This is a genomic window from Priestia sp. P5_B4 (genome assembly GCF_056400385.1).
Genome location: NZ_JBFULJ010000236.1, coordinates 1 through 5,145, shown reverse-complemented (window position 1 = coordinate 5,145; position 5,145 = coordinate 1). Strand labels below are relative to the sequence as shown.

Here is a 5,145-nt window from a genome sequence, read left to right as displayed (position 1 = left end):
GACAATCAAGTACTAGGTGTTTATGCAGTGTGCCGTGATTATTCAAAAGAGCAAGAGCAGTTTGCACAACTATCTAAGTTAGAAACTCATTTGAAAATGGAACAAAAGCTAGCAAACATAGGAAGCTGGTGTTATGACGTTATGGAAGATGAAAGTTATTGGTCTCATCAGCTTTATAAAATCTACGGAGTGAAGCATGACCAACGATTCGTTCCTTCCTTTAAAGAAGGCGCTCGTTTTATTCATCCACGTGATCGAAAAAGATTGGAGGATGCAGTTGGTCATTCATTAGCTACAGGAGAAAGTTATAAAATTGAATATACGATTATACGGCCAAATGGGGAAAAGCGCATGGTGTTCGAACAAGCAGATGCTGTAGTTGATGAGAAGAGAAAAGTAGTACAGCTGCTTGGCGTTGTGCATGACATCACGGAATCCAAGGTGATTACCAATGAATTAAAACAAAAAGAGCATCAGTTTCAAACTATTTACAATAACTTAGATGCAGGAATATGGTCAGTTGATGTGACACGCAACAAAGTGATTTTATGCTCAGATGCCGTATTGAACATCTACGGAGAGAACTCTGCAAAATTTCTTGAAAACAGGCATCTATGGGAAGCTTTTGTTTATCCAGAAGATAGGCCGACGATTACAAAAGAGTACATAAAACTAATGCAAGGAAAATCCATTCGTCCTCACTATCGAATTCAAACGAAAAAAGGAGAAATCAAGTGGGTGAGAGACCATTGTATCCCTACTTGTGATGAGCATGGTAACTTAATTCGTATTGATGGGATTATAGAAGATATAACGGAGGAAAAAAGGTATGTAGATAAAATTGAATATCTGGCCACTCATGACTACTTGACAAACCTGCCTAATCGAATAAAGTTTGAAAGAGAAGTGAAAAAGTCCATTAGTAAAATGAAAGAAAACGACGGTTCATTAGCTGTTTTTCATTTTGGATTAGATCGCTTTAAACATATCAACGATACGTTAGGCCACGATATAGGTGATCAGTTATTAATAAACATAGCGAAACGCCTAAAAGAACGTTTGGAACCAACTGCCATATTAGCCAGAGTAGGTGAAGACGAATTTGCCGTTTGCTCCACATCGCTTGAACAAATTGGCGAATGTAAAAAAATAGCTGCCATTCTGTTTAAAGAAATAGAAAAAGAAATCATGATTGACGATTTTTCGCTTTACGTAACAGCAAGTATGGGGATCAGTATTTACCCGCATGACGGAGGAGATGCTAAAACGCTATATAAAAATGCAAATATTGCCATGCACCGCGCAAAAGAATTAGGGAGAAGCGATTGGCAGCTGTATTCTCCATTAATGGATAGCGCTGCATACAAAAGTTATCATTTAGAAAAAGGCTTAAGAAATGCACTTCTTCAAGACGAATTTTTTATTGAATATCAGCCAAAAGTTCATGCACAAAGCGGAGAGATTGATAGTTTAGAAGCGTTGATTCGCTGGAATCATCCAGAATGGGGCCGTGTATCACCAGGAGACTTTATTCCTTTAGCGGAAGAAACCAGTTTGATCATTGATCTTGGCGATTGGGTATTAGAACATGTTTGTAAGCAGCTGCAGCGATGGAAGAAACAAGGGAAAAAAGTGGTACCGGTTTCTGTGAATGTACCTTCCAAACGATTATTAAAACGGGATTTTGTGGAGTACGTAGAAAAAACGCTGGCAAAATACGAAATACAGCCTTCATTTATTGAATTTGAAATTACGGAAAGCTCCATCATTCAACATGAAGAACATGTAAAAAAAGTGATGGAAGAACTAAAAAAAATAGGGGTTACCTTCGCTTTAGATGATTTTGGCACCGGTTTTTCTTCTTTGTCACACCTGAAAGATTTAGAGTTTAATGTACTGAAAATTGATAAAACCTTTATCCAGAACATCGGTGATAAAGGAAAGCATCAAGCGATTACAAAAAGTCTATTATACTTAGCACATGCACTTGACATGAAAGTCATCGCAGAAGGTGTAGAAACAACAGAACAGCTTGATTTCTTACTGCAGCATGACTGTCCGTTTATTCAAGGCTTTATTTTTAGTAAACCAGTTGGGAAAGAGAAAATAGAAGAGTATTTAAGAGTCAGATTTCTGTAAAACAAGGGTGATGCTTCTTCATAGAGGCATCACCCTTATTGTTAAGCTTCGATTCGTTTTCGCAGCGTCCAAATCTGGTAAACCATATAAAGAGACTGATAGATCGTCAAATAGGTCAGTAAGATCCAGCCGTTCATTAAGTACGGGTAAATGGCTTGCTGAACAGAAGGGCTCGTTAAGTAATCACGGAAATAAATACACAGTACAATAATCATGCCTGTAAACGCAAAGCCCGTTAAAATCCCTTGCCCTAATTTACTGCGCGTTTTCCCATTTTCCGCGTTGTATTGATTCGCCCAGCCGTCTTTTTTATTAGCCGCAAGCCTCTCTAGCCATACCTGACCAAACGTAATCAAGTTCACCCATAAATAAATCTCCGGACTAATCAAAAGACCGGCCAGTATTACATCAATCGGCCTGTGCATCGGCGTTTTGACAGCAAGCATAATATTTAAGACAGAAGCTAAAGCAATTGGAATAACCCAAAGCCACGACCAGTAAAATTGATCGGTCGCAAGCGCAGCCGATAACAATAAAATAAACAGCAGGCGAATAAGTAAATCACACAGCGTTTTGATCTGTGAACGCCACAGCTTTCCTTTATGCTTGGTTCTGACGTCCAAGTTTCCATTTGTCAGTAAATCAACGGTTCCGGACTTCCATTTGTTACGCTGTTCACGGTACGTGTGATAGCTTCTCATCGAGTCCACAAAGCAGCGAGCACCGGGACTGATTAACGTTTTCCAATTGGACTTTTGCAGTTGCCACGTCAGAAGCATATCTTCAACGTCACTGTCATTTTGCCAAGGACCGTCAAGCTTATTTTCTTCTACTATATTTTGAAGCGCTTCAGGGCGAAACAGGGTAGCCTGACCGCCAAGTACGTRCGTGCTTCCGCCGTGGTACTGAAGATCCAACAGCCAGCTTGCCATATCCTGCTTCTGCTGATGCGTCCACCACCGGGCGATCGGTCCGCCATACTCGCCGCTTGCGAGCTTTTCCTCGTAGTGCACATCATCTTTTGAAAGCGAGCTATTCTTTTTAGGCATTCTCATCGTATACTTTGCCATCACGCCGCCGATGTTTCGCGACGTCATTAAATCTTCCCATAGATTAATAAGTGCTTTTGGAGCCAAGCGGCTGTCTGCATCCATCCCTAAAATTGCTTTAATCGACTCTTTATACAGCTGCTGATATTTCGTCAGCGTCGTATTATATAAATCTAGCGTATCTCCATATATCTTTTTCCAAGCCGTATTTAACGCGCCGACTTTTCGTTGTTTATTGTCTTCAGTGACCAGTACCTTCACATTTAAATCAAATTCATCTCCGGCCAGCTCTGCTTTTTCTTTGGTGCGGTCCGTACAGTTATCTGCAATTACAAATACATCGAGCTCCACATTATTTGGAAGAAGCTGATCGCCTAACCCTGCCAAGCAGTCCCGAATTGATTTCTCTTCATTGTGCGCCGGAATGAATGCCACGATGCGCGGCCTCATATACGAAGCTCCAATACTTCCAGTAACGACACGCTGATTGTTCATGTTTTCCTTTACCCCCTGATATATCAGGAAACCCAGCTATCCTAGTCCTAAAGACCTTAGACCTGAAGTTTTGCGTCCCAGCCTTTCGACTGGTTTGCCTTTAAYTGAACAAGTTAAGTTCACTGCTTTTTGTTTTTTTTAAAGAACGAAATTAATAAAATGATACTATATAACGAATATCTTTTTTAGATTTTACCATAAAAATAGGTTGAATTACCCTAAAAAGGTTCGACAAATTTCGATAATGATTTATAAGTTGAGTGAAAATGTTAATAGATTGTCGTATTAAGTTGATGAAAATTTTGGTTGTTATTTTACAAAAAAATAAAATGGTAAAAATATAGGTTTTTATATCCATATTTATATAAATATTGTAATATTAATAGGTATTTAATAATAATAGGGGGGATAGGTATGATTTTATCCATACGAAAAACAATTTTGCTATTAGTTATCGTGAGTTTTGGTTTATTTGGAGTAAAACCAATTTTCACACATGCTGCGATTTCAAATGCTGTACAAGTAGAATTAAATAAAGCTTATAATGGTCAATTACAACAAGGGAAAAACGAAGATGATTTTTATAAATTTTCTTTGCCAAGCGACGGAAATGTGACGTTGTCAGTCAAGCAAAGAGATGGAGTTACTTGGGAAGCAAAGATTTTGAACAGCAAGGGAGAGGTATTTCAATCATTCCAAACAGATGATAGTGAATTAATTGAAGGTAATGCTTCAGCAGAAGTAGGACTTCCAAAAGGAACATACTACATAGAAATTAGTTCATATGACTATTCATCTTATGACGAACGCTATGAATTTAAAGTTGGCTTTGCATCAAGCAATAATTATGAAAAAGAGTTTAATAATAGCTTGGCTACTGCAAACATAATGAATGTAAACCAAACATATAAAGGAAATTTAAGCGACAGCGAGGATGTAGATGTCTATAAAATAACAGTTCCTAATGATGGAAACATTACTCTATCTATGAAACAACAACCGGGGGTCCGTTGGCACGCAGCTATTCAAACTAGCAGTGGCAAAGTTATCGAAGATTTGACTACAGATGATAGCGAATTGATTGATGGTTATGAAACGAGGCAAGTAGGTTTACCGAAAGGGTTATACTATATTACAGTAGAATATTATAGCTACGGAGTAGATGAACCTTATGAGATAAAAGCAGGTTTTGAAAAAAGTGATAACTATGAAAAAGAATTTAATAACAGCCTGACAACGGCCAATTCAATGAAGCYAAATCAAAGTTATAAAGGAACATTAAATAACGACGATGATAAAGATGTCTATAAAGTTGATATTCCTAGCAACGGAAATGTTACTGTTTCTTTGAAACAAAAAGCTGGATTGAAGTGGCAAGTTAGTATTTTAAATTCAAAATCTCAAGAGTTTGATAGTTTCGTTACAGATGATAGCGAACTTATTGAAGGATACGAAACTATGC

3 protein-coding genes and 1 riboswitch are annotated in these 5,145 nt (G+C 38.0%); of the genes, 2 read left to right on the top strand and 1 reads right to left on the bottom strand.

What is annotated here, in order from left to right; translation table 11 throughout:
- Positions 1-2,139 (top strand): sensor domain-containing protein (locus AC1DRF_RS16310; RefSeq protein ID WP_477741159.1); only part of this gene is annotated, 2,139 nt, incomplete at its 5' end.
- A gap of 41 nt (positions 2,140-2,180) precedes the next feature.
- Here the strand turns inward: AC1DRF_RS16310 and AC1DRF_RS16305 are convergent.
- Positions 2,181-3,683, bottom strand: a complete 1,503-nt coding sequence (locus AC1DRF_RS16305; protein ID WP_477741158.1) for a glycosyltransferase family 2 protein — start codon at positions 3,681-3,683, stop codon at positions 2,181-2,183.
- A gap of 23 nt (positions 3,684-3,706) precedes the next feature.
- Positions 3,707-3,792: riboswitch (cyclic di-GMP riboswitch) on the bottom strand.
- A gap of 305 nt (positions 3,793-4,097) precedes the next feature.
- Here AC1DRF_RS16305 and AC1DRF_RS16300 point away from each other — a divergent pair.
- Positions 4,098-5,145 (top strand): hypothetical protein (locus AC1DRF_RS16300; protein ID WP_477741157.1); only part of this gene is annotated, 1,048 nt, incomplete at its 3' end.